We start from the raw sequence: 17,566 nt of genomic DNA, 5'->3' as shown, positions 1-17,566 counted from the left end.
ACCGCATGATTCCGTGGATGCCGGCCAGCGGCCGGCACTACCGGGAATTCAAAATGCCCGGCGGATGTCCGATCAGGCCGCCAGCGAATCCAGGGCGGCTTCCAGCGCGTCCAGGTTCGGCAGCAGCGCGCTCTGCTCGCCCAGCAGCACACGCATGTGCACGATGTCCGGCAGGGTTTCTTCCGAGGCGTCAGCCAGCAGCCCGTCGCGCGGCACCGAAATCAGCTGCGGGAAGTTCTGCGTCAGCAGCGCGTAGTACGGACGCTGCGCGTTGCCGCTGAGGGCCTTCAGTACCACCACCTTGTTATGGCCGCTCACGGCTTCCTCGCCCAGCCCGGAAAGGCGCGCGAACGACACCAGCGGCACCTGCCAGCCGTGCCAACCGATCTCGCCCACCAGCCAGCGCGGCGCATCGGAGACCGGCTGCACCGGCACGCGCGACATCATTTCGGCCACGGTGGCATTGGGCAGCAGCACGCGCGCGTTGCCGGCCTGGATCAGGACGCCACGGATTTCGTCATTGCTGGCATAGCTCATGGTGCTTCTCCGTTGTCGTCCTGCTCACCCCAGCGCGCGGCAATCGCCTGCGCCAGTTCCTGCGGTTCACCGGCCACCATGCCGGCAGCAACCACCGCCGTGGCCGCAGCCGGGTCGTAGCAGCCCTCGCCCACCTGCCCGGCCACCCATGCACCGGCGGCGGCCAGATCCAGCGCCGGACCAACATGCGCAAGGTCAGCGCCGCTGAGCAGGACCAGCGCGGTGTGGTCAGCTGGCAGCGCGGCAATCGCAATGCCCTGCGCGTCGCTGACGAAATGCAGGCCGTCACTGGCTGCCTGCACGCCGATGTCATCGGCCAGCACGTGCACTTCACCCGGAGTTGCACGCTGGCCGGCTTCAGCCAGCTGCACCGGCAACGGCGACACGCGTGCCATCTGCTTGACCAGGTTGCCGTAGCGCCCGCCATCCAGGCGCATGTGCACCAGGACGGGCACGCTCAGCGAAGGCGGCAGCGCGCCGAGCAGGCGACGCAGCGCATCCGGGCCACCGATGCCGGCCAGCACCAGCAGCGATCCGGCGCGTGCGCCCACGGGCGCTGCGGCATCCAGATCGACCAGGCTCAGATGACCGGTATCGAAGGAAGGCAGCGGAGCCTCCACCGCAGCGTGGTGCGGAGCGGTTGCCGAGGCATCGGCCTCGTCCTCGACCAGCGACCAGGCGGTGTGGTCGAAGGAGACCGGCGGTAGCGGCGGTGCTGCAGCAACGGGCTCTGCCAGCGACGGCAGTGCGGGGGCCTGCAGCGGCTCAGGCACCACCGGCTGCAGCGCGGCCAGCGCCTGTTCCAGCGCGATCGGTTCGTGCAGCTGTACAGGCGGCGAGTACAGAGTGTCAGCGGGGACCTCGTCGGCCCAGCTCAATGCCTGCTCGAGGTGCGGCTGCAGCGCTTCTTCCTGCGGCGCCGGTGCCGGTGCCGGGTGGCCCGGCTCCAACTGCAGGCTGGGTTCTTCTTCGGCCCCCGGCGGCAACACCTGCTGGTGGCCATGCAGCTTGGCGGCCAGATGACGGCCCCAGCGCTGAGCCTCCCAGCCATCACGACGTGCAGCCAGTTCGGCCTCGTCGAAGACCAGGGTCAGACCCGGTGCGGACAGCACCGCTTCCAGGCGCTCCAAGGCGTCCTCGATGGCGGCTTCCAGCGCGATCACCACGAATTGCGGGCGCGCCTCCTGCAGGACCCGCGCCTCCAGCGTGTTGGGATCATCTTCCAGCACCAGCTGCACATCGGCGTGCGACAACGCCTCACGCAGGCGCTCGCGCGCCGCGCCGGGACGGGCCAGCAGGGCCACGGCCGGAGCCGCTTGGGTTTCACTCACGGACACGGGCGATCCCCAGCAGGTCGTACACGTTACGCATCAGGTCCAGTTCCTGGTACGGCTTGCCCAGGTAACGCTGGACACCGATCTCGAAGGCGCGCTGGCGGTGCTTGTCACCGCTGCGCGAAGTGATCATCACGATCGGCACGTCCCTGTAGCGCGGGTCGCCACGCATCGCGGTGGCGAGCTCGTAGCCATCCATGCGCGGCATCTCGATATCCAGCAGCATCAGGTCCGGCACGCGCTCTTCCAGGCGTTCCAGCGCTTCCACGCCATCGCGGGCGACGCTGACCTCGAAGTTGTGGCGTTCGAGGATGCGGCCGGTGACCTTGCGCATCGTCAGCGAGTCGTCGACCACCATCACCAGCGGCACCTGGCGCTCCTGGCGCGGTGCGTTGGCCAGCACAGGCAGCGTCGGGTTGGCGAGGAAGCGGCGCACCAGCGGCGCCACGTCCAGGATCACCACCACGCGGCCATCGCCGGTGATGGTCGCGCCGTAGATGCCCGGCACCGACGCGATCTGCAGGCCGACCGGCTTGACCACGATTTCGCGGTTGCCCAGCACCTGGTCGATCGCCACGGCGGCACGCAGATCACCGGCACGGACCAGCAGCAGCGGCACCTGGTCCTGGCCATCGGCACGCGCCGGGGCCTGCCCGACCAGGCTGCCGAGGTCGTACAGCGGATAGTCTTCGCCGCTGTAACGGTAGCTGCTGTCGGCGGCTTCGAAACGCTCGCGCGACAGGCGGCCAATACCACTGACCGAGGCCACCGGCACCGCGAAGGTGGTTTCGCCGATCTGCACGAACACCGCTTGGGTGACGGCCAGCGTCTGCGGCAGGCGCAGGGTGAAGCGTACGCCCTGGCCCCGCACCGACTGGATGTCGACCGAGCCACCGAGCTGGCGCACTTCGTTGCGCACCACGTCCATGCCCACGCCACGACCGGCCAGCTGGCTGACCTGGTCGGCGGTGGTGAAGCCGGACGCGAAGATCAGGTTGTCCAGCTCCTGCTCGTTCGGCTGCGCATCGGCGGCCAGCAGGCCACGGTCGATGGCGCGGCGGCGGATCGCCTCGCGGTCCAGGCCAGCACCGTCATCGGCCACTTCCAGCACGATTTCCGAACCTTCGCGGTGCAGGCGGATGGCGATCTCGCCCTCCTCCGGCTTGCCGGCGGCGCGGCGCTGTTCCGGCGCTTCCAGGCCATGGGCCACGGAGTTGCGCAGCATGTGCTCCAGCGGCGCGACCATGCGGTCGAGGACGTTGCGGTCCAGTTCGCCGTGGGTTCCTTCCAGGGTCAGGTGGACCTGCTTGCCGGTATCCATGCCGGACTGGCGGACCACGCGGCGCAGGCGCGGCACCAGGCCATCGAACGGCACCATGCGCGCGCGCATCAGGCCATCCTGCAGCTCGGAGCTGACGCGCGACTGCTGCTGCAGCAGCGAATCGTACTGGCGTGACAGATCATCGAGCACGCCCTGCAGGCCGCCAAGGTCAGCCGCCGATTCGTTCAGCGCACGGCTGAGCTGCTGCAGGGTGGAGAAGCGGTCCAGCTCCAGCGGATCGAACTTCTGGTCGGCCTGGTCCTGCTCGCGCTGGTAGCGGGCGACGATCTGCGCCTCGGTTTCCAGGTCGAGTCGCCGCAGCTGGTCGCGCAGTCGCGCATTGGTGCGCTCCAGTTCGCCCATGGCACCACGGAAGGCACCCAGCTGCTGTTCAAGCCGCGAGCGGTAGATCGCCACTTCACCGGCATGGTTGACCAGGCGGTCGAGCAGGTCGGCACGCACGCGCACCTGCTCCTGCTGCGGACGCGCCAGCGGATCTTCATCGACCACGCCCTCGGCCGGAAGCGGAGCCGACAGGGGCGCTTCGATCGGGGCCGCCAGCGGGCCCGCGACCTGTGCGGGCACGGTCTCGATCTCGCTGGCCGCACGCGCGGCCGCAGCGGCTGCGGCGATATCGATGGTGGTGCGGACCTCGAAGGCTTCGACCAGATCCTGCGCCGGCTCCACCACGCGGTGCGCGCCGGTGCGGGTGAGCAGCTGGTGCAGGCGGTCAAAGCCACGCTCCAGCAGCTGCACGTCGCGACGTTCGATCTCGGTACGGCCAGCGGCCACCGCCTCCAGCAGCGATTCGATGCTGTGGCCAAGATCGCCGATGGCATTGATGCCAGCCATGCGTGCGCCACCCTTCAGGGTGTGCAGATCACGCTGCAGGCCGGCCAGCACCTCGCGGTCCTGCGGTGCATCGCGCAGTTCGCTGATCAGGCCATCGCAGTGGTCGAGCAGGTCCTTGCCTTCCTCGACAAAGATATCGACCAGTTCGCGGTCGTACACGCTGAAGTCGAGTGCATCGGTGCCGTCTTCGGCATCCGCCGCAACAGGTGCCTGCTCGTGGTGCGGCGCACGCGGCACGATGTCGGTCGCTGCAACCTGTGCATCGGCATCGACCGTACCCTGGCCCGGTGCGTCTTCCATTTCGAAGAAGCGCACCGCAGCAGTGCCGCCCTGCGGCGCCTCCGCGGTGATCTCCTCAATCACCGTCGCCGGGGACGGCTGATCGGCGCTCTCTCCTTCACCGACCGCCGCCTCCCCGCCGACGTCCGCATCCTCGGCAAAGGCATCTGCCTCACCCGGCGCGAGTTCGCTGGCCTGGAGGCCGATCACGGGCCATTGCCCGTCGTCGTCCAGGGTCTGCTCCTCCTCGATCACGTGCAGGCCGGCCTCGAGCGCGGCTGCCAGCGTGACCGGTTCTGCAAAACCCGGCACAGCCATTTCATCCTGCAGGCTCGACAGCTCGCTGTCGAGTGGCAGTGCAGCAGCGTCGTCAATGACGTTGTCATCGTCACTGTCCGAATCAAACGGCAATGGCGTATTCAGGTCGATCGCGTCAACTTCCGCAGACACCGGCAACTCTTCCGCGTCGCGGTCATCCACCGGCAGCGCACTGGCGTCGAGGTACGGCGACAGATCGTCCGCCATGGTCAGGTCAGCGTCGTCGACCGTCGCGATCGCCGGCACGGCATCTGATTCGTCCTGGGCAACATCAGGCGCACTTTCAATCGGCTGGATCGATTCAATCGCCCCGGTGTCGTCCGCGGCAGGTTCACCTTCGCCCGGCACCGACGGCCAGCCGGCGTCGAAGTAACGCGAAAGATCGTCGCTGGCGGTCAGCTCACCCACGTCCAGGCCGCTGTCGGCTGCGACGTCCAGCGCCTCCAGCCCGGTTGCAGCTGGAACCGGTTCCAGCGCATCTTCGGCATGCGACTGCGGCTCGGCAATGAGATCGGTCGCCGCATCGAAAGCGGACGGCATGCTGGTTTCGTCCAGCGTGTCCAGCCCGGCCAGCGGCGCTTCGGCCGCGGATGCCTGCTCGGCATCAGGCGCCAGCTCGACGCCCTCTTCGTCCTCGTCTTCCAGCGCGAACAGCGGCCAGCGCGCTTCCGGCAGCTCGCCGGCCAATGCCTGCAGCCGCTGCACCAACGCGCCCTGCGGAACAATCCGCGGCTGTTCGGCCTGCAGCGCCTCCATGGTCGCGGTGATCGCCTGCGCGGTCGCATCCAGTGCGGCTACGCCCTCGTCGCCAGGCACCACGTCGGCGGCCAGGGCGCGCTTGATGTAGGACTCGGCACCTCCGGTGACCGCCGTGATTTCCGGCACTTCGGTCATCGCGAAGGCGCCGTTCATGGTGTGCACCGCACGCAGCAGTGCGTCGCTGACCGGCTGCGGTGCCTGCTGCGCCGAGCGCAGCCATTCCTGCAGGGTCGCCTGGTGGACTTCGACCTCGGCCTCAAGGATCTCGCGCAGTACGCTGTCGATGTTGGCCGGGGTACCGGCGTCTTCCGCCACCGCCGTGGCATCGGCCTGCGCCGACGCAGCGGCCTCGGCTTCCAGCAGGCGGCTGATTTCGTCTTCGCCTTCCGACTCGGCCAGTGTCGCTGCCGGTGCGGCCGCAGCCGGCAACGGCACGTAGAAGGTCTCCTCGCCGGCACCGACCCGATCGGCAATGGCCTGCATCGCCTGCAGGTCCACGCTGATGCGCTGGCCATGGCGCAGCGCGGCGTTCAGCTGCGGCAGCGCGGCATGGGCGTTGTCGACCATCGCCAGCACCGCCGGAGTCGCCGGGCGACTGCCATCGAGCACGCGATTGAGCATGCCTTCGATCTTCCAGGCGAACTCACCCAGGGTGCGTGCACCCACCAGGCGGCCACTGCCCTTGAGGGTGTGGAAGATGCGGCGGATCGGCCGCAGCCGGTCCATGTTGTCCAGCTGCATGCGCCATGCCGGCAGCAGCGTGCCCAGGTTGGCCAGCTCGTCGTCGAACTCTTCCAGGAACACCTCGCGGATGTCCTCGTCGATGTTCTCGGCATCGTCGTCGAAGCCGGCCTCGAAGCCGGTCTCGGTGCCGGCCACGACCGGGATGTCCGCAGCGGGCGGAGCCGCCATGGCCTGCGGATTGAAATCGGCCGCCGCCGCGCTCAGCTCGGCGAAGAACTGCGCGTCGGCTTCGCTGAAGTCGATGGGCGCGATGGTGTCGATATCAATCACCGACACCGCCGGTGCCGGTGCATCGGAGACCGGCGTCAGCACCTCGGCCATCGGCGCGGGCACGTCCTCCTGCACATCCGCCGGAACCGCGTCCGCTTCGGCAACCACAGGGCTTTCGTCCACCCGCACGGATGCAGCGGGATCGACGATCTCCAGCGCCGGGTGCAATCCGGCGTCGTCGTCCAGCGACAGCGTCTCCATCGCGTGCAGCGACAGCACGTCGTCGGCATTGTCCAGCGCATCGGCGTCGAAACGGAACACCACGTCGTCACCGGCGGCGACCACATCGTGCTCGGCAGCTACCGGGTCGAACATGGGCGCGGCAACGTCAGCGGTGTCAAAAGGCACCGACGCGTCGACGTCGTCCTCGACATCCATCACAGCCACATCGGCCAATGCCGGCGGTGTTGCCTCCGACAGTGTCCACTGCGGCGCCGGTTCCACGCTGGTTTCGGCCCGTTCGAAACTGACCGGGTCGAAGCTGGCGAAGGTCGGACTGCGCTCGTCTTCGGCACTCGCGGTCGGCTCGGAGTCCGGATGGAACGGTGCGAGATCCCATTGCGGTACCTCGGGCGCAGGCGCGCTGGACGCGGCGAAGACCAGCGGTGCATCCGCGTCGTCATGCAGCGACAGCGGTGTGGAGGCGACACTCCCCAGCGCCCCGAACATCAGGCGGTTGTCCACCACCTCCGGTGCAGGCGCGGCCGGTGGCGGATCGAAGGTGAAGTCCGGCAGCGGCACCGGCACCGTGCCGGCGGCGGGCGCGGCCGGCTGCACTGGAATCTCGATGGGCTCCGGCTGCAGCGGCTCGGCCTGCAGCGCGATCGGCTCGCGGTCTACCAGCAGCGATGCGAACGGAATCGGCGCGGCGGCAACAGGCTCCACCGCATTGCGGTCCGGCAACGGCCAATAGCGCAGCGCTTCAAGGCTGCTGCGGGTGATGTCGAGGATGTCCTCGCGGCCCGGGCGGCGGTCGCGCAGAGCCTCGAGGTAGTACTCCAGGCTGGCCATGGCATCGGCCAGGGTGTCCAGCTGGCGGCCACTGGGCACGCGCTGGCGACCGATCAGCTCGGCTTCGATGTACTGCTGCACACCGCGCAGGTAATCGGCGGCGGTGTTCAGGTCGAGCATGCGCAGCGCACCGGACACATCGCCCAGCAGGCGCGGCACGTCCTGCAGCTCGGCATGGTTCCAGCTGGTTTCGATGAAGGCGACGAAATGCTCGCGGGCGGCGGCGAAGTTGGCGATGGCCTCATGTGCCAGCACCTCCACCGTGCGCCGGTTCTCCACCGCGCTGGGGTCATCTTCGCCACTGCCGCCGGCGCCCAGATGGGCGACCTGGTCGTCCAGCGACGCGTCCACGTAGAGCAATGCGCCGGCGATATCCAGCAGCAGGTTCTCGTCGATCTGCTGGCGCCCTTCGACCACGCCACGCAGCGCATCGCGCTGCTGCACGACCACGCCGCGGGCAACGCCCAGGCCCATCATGCCCAGCGTATCGGCCACGGCGCCAAGTTCGTTGGCCTGGGTCTGCAGCTGTTCGGGCGCACCGCCAGTACGCAGGTGCAGGTCCAGCGCATCCTTGATGCGCAGCAGTTCTTCCTTCACCGCGCTGCCCACGGTATCCAGCAGCTCGCGGTTGCGCCCGCTCAGGCTGCCACGGGCATGGTCCAGCTCGGCCTCGGTGGCGCTGACGCTGTCCGGCGCGAACGCCAGCAGCACGCTGTCATGCACGCCCTCTTCGCCACGCGCGGCACGGATTTCGTTGAGCAGCGGCATCAGCACGATCGGAATATCGCGGTGGCCGTTCTGCAGCCGCTCCAGGTAGTCGGGCAGCAGCACGCTGCCACGCATCAGGGTCGCGCAGGCTTCATCCCGATCAGCCACGCTACCGGCGCCGATGGCATTGGCCAGCTGTTCAAGCTCCTCGGCCACCATCGCCGGGGCGTACAGCTCGACCATGCGCAGGGTGCCCTGCACCTGGTGCAGGTAGCCGGCGCAGATGCGCATGCGGCTGGCATCGGCCGGGTCTTCCGCGTAGTACTCGACCTCGTTGCGCACCTGGCGCAGGGTCTCGTCCAGCTCGGGCTTGACCCAGCCCAGCGCTGCGTGGCTCATCGCATCGCGCAGACTGCTCATGGACGCGCTCCGTTCGCCGCCGCGCGGAAGCCGCGCGAGTTCTGGCGTGGGGAATGGAAATGCTTCATCGACTGGTTCCTTGCTCGCCGCCCTGCCCGCGTCACGCCGGCAGCTTGAAGTCGGCGACCGAACGACGCAGGTCGGCCGCCAGCTGCGCGAGGTGACCGATCGATTCGGCGGTCTGCCCGGCACCCTGCGAGGTCTGGCCGGTGATCTGCCGGATCACGCCCATGGTGCGGGTGATGTCCGAGGCCGCAGCCGACTGCTGCTGGGCGGCGATGGAGATGTTCTTGATGAGGGTGTTCAGTGCATTGGACACGCGCTCGATTTCGGTCAGTGCGGTGCCGGCGTCCTCGGCCAGGCGTGCACCGGACACCACTTCGGCGGTGGTCTGTTCCATCGAGGTGACCGCTTCGTTGGTATCGGCCTGAATGGCCTGGACCAGGTTCTCGATGCGTCGGGTTGCGCCCGAAGTGCGTTCTGCCAGGCGCTGCACTTCGTCGGCCACGACCGCGAAACCGCGGCCCGCTTCACCGGCCGAAGCCGCCTGCACCGCCGCGTTCAATGCCAGGATGTTGGTCTGCTCGGAAATGTCGTTGATCAGTTCCACGATCGAGCCGATTTCCTGCGACGACTCGCCCAGGCGCTTGATGCGCTTGGAGGTTTCCTGGATCTGGTCACGGATCTGGTCCATGCCCTGGATGGTCTCGCGCACCACGCCGGCACCTTCGGCAGCGATCACCACCGAGCGCTGTGCCACGTCGGCCGACTCGGCCGAGTTGCGCGACACCTGTTCGATGCTCGCCGCGATTTCACCGATGCGGTCCGAGGCCGAGGTGATCTGGTTGGCCTGATGGCCCGCCGCCTCTGCCAGCTGCATGGCGGTGGCCTGGGTTTCCTGGGTGGACAGCGCGACCTTGGCCGAGGTGTCGTTGATGGTGGTCACCAGGTGGCGCAGCTCGTCCACCGCGTAGTTGATCGCGTCGGCGATGGCGCCGGTCATGTCCTCGGTCACCGAGGCCTTCACGGTCAGGTCGCCCTCACCCAGCGAGGAGATTTCGTCCAGCAACCGCATGATCGCCTGCTGGTTGCGGCTGTTGAATTCCACCTGTGTCTGGTAGCGCAGTTCCTGCTCGCGCGAGCGGCTGCGCACGTTGGTGGAGACGAAGCCGATGATCGCGATCAGCGACAGCGCACCGGACACCACGCCGATCCAGAAGTTCGGGAACAGGCGGGTATCGGACACCGAGCCGAACGAGGAGAACGCCTCGAACAGCTTGCGGCTGTCGTCCAGCATGTGCGCCGAGCCCTGGCCCAGCGCGGTGGCGGCGGACTGGGCGGCGAACAGCTGGCGCGAGCTGGCCAGGATCGCATCGGCGTCCTGCTTCATTGCCTCCCACTTCTGCTGCGACTGCTCCAGCGCGGCCACGGCGGCGGCACCGCGCACGGCGGTAATGCCCAGTTCCTCGTTTCCGTTGCGCAGGCCGTCGAGCACCTGCGAGAACACGGTAATGTCGCGTGCCAGTGCATCGCCCGAGGTGGCAGCGGCGCTGCCACCGGCACGCATTTCGGTCACGCGGCGGGCCATCGAACCGGCCACCACGACCTGCTGCAGTGCGCTGTACACCTGCGACGACGGCGCGCCCGAGGCGGACATCGCGCGCACCAGCTCGTTCAGCTGGGCCTGCAGGCCCGGCACCGCGCCGGTGAAGTTGTTGGCATTGCCGGCCAGCGCCAGCACGGCGGGCTCGCTGGCGACCAGCTGCCCGGCCTGCTTGCCCAGCGGCGCCCAGGTCTCGGCCAGGGTGGCGATCGCACCGGACACGCCCGGTTCCTTGCCGTAGCGCCCCTGCAGGGTCGACACGTTCTGTTCGATCGCGTTGCGGGTGGCCTTGAAGGCGGTGAACGCCTGCGCGTTGCCGCCCACCGCATCACGGCCCTGGTTGGCCAGCTGCTGTGACAGCACCTGCAGGTCGGCCGCCTTGGAGCCGGCATCGGCCAGGCGACTGCCCTGCCAGGTGGCGACGCCGGTGTTGACGCCGAACAGGATCATCGATGCCAGCAGCAGGAACAACCAGAGGTTGCTGCCGCCCAGCCGCAGCTTGCCGGTCTTGGTGGCGTCCGAAGCAGTACTCATCGTTCAACCTCGATCTTCAATGCAGGGGGCGATGCCCGGCCTCAGGCCGCGGCTTGCCGGAATTCAGGGGTCCGCGACAGCAGCGAGAGCGAGAACACGCCCCAGTCGTGGCCGTCGGCGTGGAAGGCGCGATCGACGAAGTGGCCGTAACGTCCTTCGGCCAGCGTGCCGGCCGCGATCTGCTGGTCCAGTTCGAAGCTGCGCTGGCCGAACAGTTCATCGATGGTCAGCGCGACGTCGCCACCCGCCTGGCGCATGATCAGCACGCGCTGGCCTTCCTGCTGCACGGTGCGCGTGCCTTCCAGGAAGTACTTCAGGTCGACCACCGGGAACAGGTTGCCGCGCAGGTTGCCTACGCCCAGCAGCCACGGCTGCGCGCACGGCACCGGGGTGACCGGCGGCATCGGCACGATTTCCACCACTTCGCGGAAATCGGACACCAGCCGGCGCTGGCCGACGCGGTAGCCCACGCCACGCCAGAGGTCCTGGGCGAACTGCCGTTCGGGCAGCTGCACCGCATGGGCCAGGCTGCGCCGTTCGTAGGCTTCGAGAATGTCGAAGGGCGAGCGCATCAGGCCACCAGTTCGTTGATCCGCGCGATCAGTTCATCCTCGCGCGGCGGCTTGACGATGTAATCGGCTGCGCCCTGGCGCAGGCCCCATGCTTTGTCGGTTTCCATCGCCTTGGTGCTGACGATGATCACCGGGATGTGCTTGATCGCTGCGTCACGGGCCATCGCGCGGGTGGCCTGGAAGCCGCTCATGCCGGGCAGGACCACGTCCATCAGCACCAGCTGCGGCACCTGGTCGCGGACCAGCTGCAGTCCATCCTCGGCGTTGTCCGCTTCCAGCACCTCATGGCCGGCACGGCGCAGCCACTGGGTGAACACCGCGCGGTCGGTCGGTGAATCCTCGATCAGAACGATACGAGCCATTGTGCCTTTCCCCCCTGGTCAGGCGTTGACGTATGTGCGGATGGCACCCAGCAGTTCTTCACGCGTGAAAGGCTTCGTCAGGTACTGCTCCGAGCCGACGATGCGTCCCCGCGCCTTGTCGAACAGGCCATCCTTGGACGACAGCATGATGACCGGGGTCGCCTTGAACAGCTGGTTGCCCTTGATCAGCGCACAGGTCTGGTAGCCGTCCAGGCGCGGCATCATGATGTCGACGAAGATGATCTGCGGTTGCTGGTCTGCGATCTTCGCAAGCGCTTCGAAGCCGTCGGTGGCGGTGACCACCTCGCAGCCTTCGCGCTTGAGCAGCGTTTCCGCAGTCCTGCGGATGGTCTTCGAATCATCGATGACCATCACCCGGAGTCCTGCGAGTTCCCCGCCCGCAGTCGTGTTTTCAGTCATTGCCTATCCCCAAGCGCACGGCCCGATCTCTGGCGGGGGCCGCTACGAAAGCGTATCTATATCGCACTTTCCGCGCCCGCTTCAAGGCCGCCCCATGGCGCGGGGCATGGCACCCTCCTGAACGTGACGGGTTTCGCAATGCGTGCGCGACCGCCGGGCGGACGCTGCGTTGCAGTAAGGCGGGGAGGCGCGCGACCGGCGTTGCCGCTACCATCAACGCCTTGCCAGACAGGTGCGCCCATGCCGTTGAACGTCATCGTGGTGATGGACCCCATCGCCCACATCAAGATCGCCAAGGACACCACCTTCGCCATGTTGCTGGAAGCCCAGCGCCGCGGCCATGCCCTGCACTACGTGCGCCCGGGCGGGTTGGCCCTGGAAGGTGGCGTGGCGGTGGCCCAGACCGCACCGCTGCAGGTGCGCGACGACCCGGCCGGCTGGTATGAGCTGGGCGCGTTCAGCCGTACCGAGTTCGGTCCCGGCCAGATCGTGCTGATGCGCAAGGACCCGCCGGTCGACGCCGAGTACATCTACGACACCCAGGTGCTGGACGTGGCCGCCGCTGCCGGTGCCTGCGTGGTCAACAACCCGCAGGGCCTGCGCGACTACAACGAGAAGCTTGCCGCCCTGCTGTTCCCGCAGTGCTGCCCGCCGACCCTGGTCAGCCGCGATGCCAAGGCGCTGAAGGCCTTTGCCCTGGAACACGGCCAGGCGGTTCTGAAGCCACTGGATGGCATGGGCGGCCGCTCGATCTTCCGCAGCGGCCAGGGCGATCCGAACCTGAATGTGATCCTGGAAACCCTGACCGACGGCGGCCACAGGATGGCGCTGGCACAGAAGTTCATTCCCGACATCACCGCTGGCGACAAGCGCATCCTGCTGGTCGATGGCGAACCCGTCGACTACTGCCTGGCGCGCATCCCGCAGGGTGATGAATTCCGCGGCAATCTGGCCGCCGGTGGCCGCGGTGAAGGTCGCCCGCTGAGCGAGCGCGACCGCTGGATCGCCGCCCAGGTCGGGCCGGAGATGAAGCGTCGCGGCATGCGCTTCGTCGGCCTGGACGTGATCGGTGATTACCTGACCGAGGTCAACGTGACCAGCCCGACCTGCGTGCGCGAACTGGACGCACAGTACGGCCTGAACATTGCCGGCACCCTGTTCGACGCACTCGAGGCCGGCCTGCGCTGATGCCGTCCGCACCTGCCGTACTGCCCCCGCCGCCGCGCGAAGCGCAACGGCTGGGGGCGACCATCGCGTTGTCGGTGCTGGTCCACGCCCTGCTGATCCTGGGCGTGGGCTTCGCCGTGAAGGGCGATGCGCCGCTGGTGCCGACGCTGGAAGTGATCTTCAGCCAGACCCGCACCGCACTGACGCCGAAGCAGGCTGATTTCCTGGCCGCAGCCAACCAGGAAGGCGGTGGCGAACACGACCGCGCACAGCGTCCGCGCGACAACCAGGCCGGCATCGTGCCGCAGGCGCAATCCGGAATCAGCCCGATTCCGCAGCAGCAGCAATCGGCCGCACCGGTTCCGCCGCCGCAGGCGCGGGTGGTCAGCAGCCGCAATGGCGAAGAGGTGGTCGCGCAGGCACAGTCCCGGCCCACGCCGGATCAGCCCGAACCGGATGCGCCCTTGAGCGCACGCGAACAGCGCGACGTGGAGATGGCGCGCCTGGCCGCCGAAGTGCACCTGCGCTCGGCGCAGTACGCCAAGCGTCCGAACCGCAAGTTCGTGTCGGCCAGCACGCGCGAATATGCCTATGCCAACTACCTGCGTGCCTGGGTCGATCGCGCCGAGCGCGTCGGCAACCTGAACTACCCGGACGAGGCCCGGCAGCGCCGCCTGGGTGGCCAGGTGGTGATCAGCGTGGGTGTGCGCCGCGATGGCAGCGTGGAAAGCAGCCGGATCCTGCGTTCGAGCGGGACGCCGTTGCTGGATGAGGCGGCTCTGCGGGTGGTGAAGCTGGCGCAGCCGTTCCCGCCGTTGCCGAAGACCGAGGATGAGATCGATATCCTGCAGGTCACCCGCACGTGGGTGTTCCTGCCGGGCGGCACCCTGCACGACGATCGGTAGGGTTTGTTGCCCGGGCCTGCGGCCCGGGACCCGCTGAACGTCAACGTCAACGTCAAAGGCGGCGGTTGGACTGTGGATTTGGTGTGGCGGGGTGGCTGGGCAGGACACGCCGTAAACCCATCCTTGGGGGCTCGATGGCGCCATCCATGGCGCCAACGGTCCTGCCCAGCCACCCCGCCCCACCTCTGACAGATCCCGGCGCATCGCGTCCCGCTCCGCTGTTGGTAGGTGTCGACCTTGGTCGACACACATCCACGCTATGCGTGGATGCGAGCGAAGCGATCCGCTTTTGACTTTGATTTTCTTTTGATTTTCCGTGGCGGACGCACACGGAAACTGTCAGAGGTCGGGCGGGGTGGGTTCGCGGGGGTATCCGCGCCATGGATGGCGCGGCTAAGCCCCCAGGGACGGGTTCACGGCGTCCCCCGCGAACCCACCCCGCCCGGCCAAGCGCGGCTTTTGATTTACGCGATCAACCAACCCCGCCACGAGGGGCTCAGCCGTTGGCCTTCGCCTTCGCCTCGCGCGCGGCCTGTTGCTCGACCAGGGTCAGTGCCACGTTGTCACGCAGGTACGCCGGCTCGACCTTCTCCGGTGCGATGGCTTCGCCGCGCGCGAAGGCCGGCACCGCGAGCGCCAGCACGTCCGATGCCCGCGGCAGCGCAGTGGCATCAAAGCCGCGCAGGCCAGCGCCCAACTGCGTAACAAGCGCGCCCTCGGCCGCACCAAACCCGGTACCAACGCCGTAGGCGGACAGCCCTTCCGGCAGCGATACCGCAGCGGGTGCGCATACGCGCTCGGCATCACGCGCCACCGGCAGGCCGTCCACGCGCTCGAAGCGGGCAACGTAGAGTTCGCCCATCCGCGCATCGATCGCTGACAGGATCTGCGTTTCTTCCGCCGGTGCCCGCAACGCCAGCACCTGCAGCGTCGAGACCGGCAACAGCGGACGGTCCAGGGCCAGCGCAATGCCCTGGGCAATCGCGATCGCAAGACGCACGCCGGTGAACGCGCCGGGGCCGCGGCTGAGCGCGATGCCGTCCAGCTGGCGGCGGCTGATGCCGGCTTCGGCCAGCAGCGCCTCCGCCCACGGCAGGCTCAGTTCGGCGTGCCGGCGCGGGGCAATCTCGAAGCGTTCCAGCACCTGCCCATCGACATGCAGGGCAACGGAACAGGCTTCGGTGGCGGTTTCAAAGGCGAGCAGTTTCATCGGATCGGGTCAGAACAGGGGGAACGTGGCACCGGGCGCCGGCTCAGGGCCGGTCGCAACAGCGACTGGGGCAGCCGCATCATCGGACACGGGCGCCCATTGTGGCGTAAAGAAGGCCTGCACATCGGCCAGGCTGCGAGTACGCCGGAACGGCGGCAACGAATCGAGGAAGACCCGGCCATAGCCCCGGTTGAGCAGGCGCGGGTCGCACAGTACCAGCACGCCACGGTCGCTCTCGCTGCGGATCAGGCGGCCGACACCCTGCTTCAATGCGATCACCGCCTGCGGCAACTGCTCGTCGCGGAACGGATTGCCGCCCTGGCTGCGGATCGCCTCCAGCCGCGCCTCGTACACCGGATCGTCCGGCGCCGCGAACGGCAGCTTGTCGATCATCACCACGCTCAGCGCTTCGCCGACCACATCCACGCCCTCGCGGAAACTGGCCGAGCCGAGCAGCACGCCATTGCCGGATTCACGGAAGCGCTGCAGCAGCGTCGCGCGCGGTGCCTCGCCCTGCACGAACAGCGGCCATGGCCCGTCGCGCAATGCCTCGGCGGCCTCACGCAATGCACGGTGCGAGGCGAACAACAGGAAGGCCCTGCCCTGCGAGGCCTGCAACACCGGCCGCAAGGTCTGGATCAGCGCGGTGCCAAACCCGCGCGCCGCCGGATCGGGCAGGCCTTCGGGCAGGTAGCACAGCGCCTGCTCGGGCCAATTGAACGGGCTTGGCTGGACCAGCGTGTGCGGATCGTCCAGGCCCAGACGCGTGGCGATGTGATCGAAACCACCGCCCACGGTCAGCGTCGCCGAGGTGAAGATCCATGCCGCGCGACTACGCTCACGATGCTCGCGCAACGGGCCGGATACATCCATCGGCGTGCGCTGGCAGCGGAAACCACGTGGCGTGAGCTCGTACCAGAGCACATCAGCCGCGCTGGCTGTGTCCGCCGGATCGGTATCGAAGTCGAGAGTGGGCTCGTCATCGCCCAACCAGCGGCTGAGCCGCGAGACCGCCTCACGCGCCCGCGCATGGCAGGCATCCAGACCCGCCGCCGCTTCGCGCAGCGGCTGCAATGCCTGCTCCAGGGTCACCAACCCTGCCATCACCGTATCGAAGCCGTCGCGTACCTGAGGCATCGCCAGCGCGCGCCATTGCGTGCCACGCGGCGGCAGTCCCTCCATCGCCGAACGCAGCGCCAGCAGCGCCTGCTGCAACTGGTCGACCGGTTCCTGCAGCGCCGACTGCGCGCCGCCCACACCGCGTGCTTCAGCCAGGCAATCGCGCCCGAGCTCCTGCCACGGGCGCATGCCAAAACCCTCGCCGAAGAACTGCGCGGCCAGTTCGGGCAACTGGTGCGCCTCGTCGATGACGAAGGCCTGGGCGCCCGGCAGCAGTTCACCGAAGCCATCCTGCTTCAGGGCCAGATCGGCCAGCAGCAGGTGATGGTTGACCACCACCACATCGGCAGCCTGTGCACGCTGCCGCGCACGCACCACGAAGCAGTCATCCCAGAACGGGCAATCGGTGCCCAGGCAGTTGTCGACGGTGGAGGTGACCATCGGCAGCAATGGGGAGTCGTCGGCCAGCCCGTCGAGCTCGGCGATGTCACCGAACTCCGAGCGACCGGACCAGGCCAGGATGCGCTGGAACTGCGCGGCCTGCTCGGGACTGGAAAACCGCGGTTCGCCGCGCGCCTGCTGCAGGCGATAGCGGCACAGGTAGTTCGCACGCCCTTTCAGCAGCGCACTGCGCAGGCCGACCCCGAGGGCCTGGCGCACCCGTGGCAGATCGCGGTGGTAGAGCTGGTCCTGCAGCGCGCGGGTGCCTGTGGAGATGATGGTGCGCAACCCGGACAGCAGCACCGGCACCAGATAGGCAAACGTCTTGCCGGTGCCGGTACCAGCCTCGGCCAGCAGCAGATCACGCTGCTGCAGCGCATCGGCGATGGCTTCGGTCAGGTGCAGCTGTGCCGGACGCGGGACGAATGCATCCAGGTGCGAGGCGAGCGCGCCGCCGTCGCTGAGGGCTTCGCGGCTGGCATGGACAAGGTCGGACATCAGAGGGAAAGGATACCCGGCCGGGCGCTGCCCGGCACCCGTTTCAAGCCAGAGCCAGAGCACCAGCAACGGCAACGGCGTTGTTAACGGCTCTGGGTTTCTGCGTGCTGGGTGGGGCGGGAGGGGCAGGCAGGACACGCCGTAAACCCATCCATGGGGGCTCGATGGCGCCATCCATGGCG

Annotated in this window: 11 protein-coding genes; 2 read left to right on the top strand and 9 right to left on the bottom strand. The window is 68.2% G+C overall.

Translation table 11 applies throughout. The features are described from left to right. Positions 1-72: 72 nt before the first annotated feature. The 7 genes from R1L06_RS06520 to pilG form a co-directional block, all read right to left on the bottom strand. Positions 73-537 (bottom strand): chemotaxis protein CheW, encoded by a 465-nt coding sequence (locus R1L06_RS06520; RefSeq protein WP_065723902.1) that lies wholly within the window; start codon positions 535-537, stop codon positions 73-75. Then, complete coding sequence (locus tag R1L06_RS06515; protein WP_317217233.1) at positions 534-1,874, bottom strand: chemotaxis protein CheB; 1,341 nt, start codon at positions 1,872-1,874, stop codon at positions 534-536. The genes R1L06_RS06520 and R1L06_RS06515 overlap by 4 nt, the downstream gene beginning before the upstream one ends. After that, the gene (locus tag R1L06_RS06510; RefSeq protein ID WP_317217232.1) at positions 1,861-8,553 is read right to left on the bottom strand and encodes a hybrid sensor histidine kinase/response regulator; all 6,693 of its coding nucleotides are present in this window, start codon (positions 8,551-8,553) and stop codon (positions 1,861-1,863) included. The genes R1L06_RS06515 and R1L06_RS06510 overlap by 14 nt, the downstream gene beginning before the upstream one ends. 100 nt (positions 8,554-8,653) lie before the next feature. Beyond that, positions 8,654-10,690 carry a methyl-accepting chemotaxis protein gene (locus R1L06_RS06505; RefSeq protein WP_032130100.1) on the bottom strand — a complete coding sequence of 679 codons (2,037 nt, stop codon included), beginning with the start codon at positions 10,688-10,690 and terminating at the stop codon, positions 8,654-8,656. 41 nt (positions 10,691-10,731) lie between these two features. Further along, entirely contained in the window at positions 10,732-11,262 is a 531-nt protein-coding gene (locus R1L06_RS06500) for a chemotaxis protein CheW (RefSeq protein WP_005410716.1), read from the bottom strand. Continuing rightward, a complete protein-coding gene (locus R1L06_RS06495) occupies positions 11,262-11,624 on the bottom strand; it encodes a response regulator (RefSeq protein WP_005410717.1) in 363 nt (120 codons plus the stop codon). The genes R1L06_RS06500 and R1L06_RS06495 overlap by 1 nt, the downstream gene beginning before the upstream one ends. A gap of 18 nt (positions 11,625-11,642) precedes the next feature. Then, positions 11,643-12,044, bottom strand: a complete 402-nt coding sequence (pilG, locus tag R1L06_RS06490; protein ID WP_005418455.1) for a twitching motility response regulator PilG — start codon at positions 12,042-12,044, stop codon at positions 11,643-11,645. Between the two features lie 240 nt (positions 12,045-12,284). Between pilG and gshB the strand changes: the two genes are divergently transcribed. Continuing rightward, on the top strand, positions 12,285-13,232 hold the full coding sequence (gshB, locus tag R1L06_RS06485) for a glutathione synthase (protein WP_012511876.1): 948 nt from the start codon (positions 12,285-12,287) through the stop codon (positions 13,230-13,232). After that, complete coding sequence (locus R1L06_RS06480; RefSeq protein ID WP_049422140.1) at positions 13,232-14,116, top strand: energy transducer TonB family protein; 885 nt, start codon at positions 13,232-13,234, stop codon at positions 14,114-14,116. Before gshB ends, R1L06_RS06480 begins: the two co-directional genes overlap by 1 nt. A gap of 496 nt (positions 14,117-14,612) precedes the next feature. Here the strand turns inward: R1L06_RS06480 and tsaB are convergent, their stop codons facing one another. Continuing rightward, positions 14,613-15,326, bottom strand: coding sequence for a tRNA (adenosine(37)-N6)-threonylcarbamoyltransferase complex dimerization subunit type 1 TsaB (tsaB, locus tag R1L06_RS06475; RefSeq protein WP_317217231.1), 714 nt, complete (start codon positions 15,324-15,326; stop codon positions 14,613-14,615). A gap of 9 nt (positions 15,327-15,335) precedes the next feature. Then, positions 15,336-17,384, bottom strand: coding sequence for a DNA repair helicase YoaA (gene yoaA / locus R1L06_RS06470; protein WP_164081507.1), 2,049 nt, complete (start codon positions 17,382-17,384; stop codon positions 15,336-15,338). Positions 17,385-17,566 lie beyond the last annotated feature (182 nt).

The organism is Stenotrophomonas mexicanensis (genome assembly GCF_032911605.1).
Classification (GTDB): domain Bacteria; phylum Pseudomonadota; class Gammaproteobacteria; order Xanthomonadales; family Xanthomonadaceae; genus Stenotrophomonas; species Stenotrophomonas maltophilia_A.
The sequence above is the reverse complement of the archived record's forward strand: the minus strand, read 5'-3'. Positions and strand labels throughout refer to the sequence as shown.